At 67.4% G+C, this 562-nt stretch carries 1 protein-coding gene; it reads left to right on the top strand.

Features of this window, described 5'->3' with window-relative positions; translation table 11 throughout:
• Window positions 1-562, top strand: a 562-nt coding sequence (locus ACFP2T_RS48005) for a SigB/SigF/SigG family RNA polymerase sigma factor (RefSeq protein WP_377434811.1), incomplete at both ends; no start/stop codon positions are given.

Genomic DNA, 562 nt, shown 5'->3' on the forward strand with positions numbered 1-562 from the left:
TACAGCGGACGCGGCGAACCCACCGACGACCTCGTCCAGACCGCCGCCGTCGGACTCATCAAGGCCATCGACAAGTTCGACCCCACCCGCGGCGTCGACTTCGCCGGCTACGCCATCCCGACCATCATCGGCGAACTCAAGCGACACTTCCGCGACCGCACCTGGGACATCCGGGTACCCCGCCGACTCCAGGAACTCCGCCTCGCCATCAGCGAAGCCAACAGCACCCTCCTGCAGACCCTCGGCCGCTCCCCGACCGTCACCGACATCGCCACCCACCTCAACCTCACCGAGGAAGAGATCCTCGAAGGTCTCGAAGGCGCCCGCGCCTACAACGCCGTCTCCCTGTCCACCCCGACCGGCGACGGCGAACGCGCCACCGAACTCGGCGACATGCTCGGCGGCGAAGACGGCGAATACGAACTCGCCGAACTCCGCGTCGCCCTCGGCCCGGCCCTGGCCACCCTCGACGAACGCGAACAGAAGATCCTCACCCTCCGCTTCTACGGCAACCTCACCCAGTCCCAGATCGCCGAGCAGATCGGCGTCTCCCAGATGCACA

It is taken from the genome of Plantactinospora solaniradicis, assembly GCF_042658085.1.
Taxonomy (GTDB): Bacteria; Actinomycetota; Actinomycetes; order Mycobacteriales; family Micromonosporaceae; genus Plantactinospora; species Plantactinospora solaniradicis.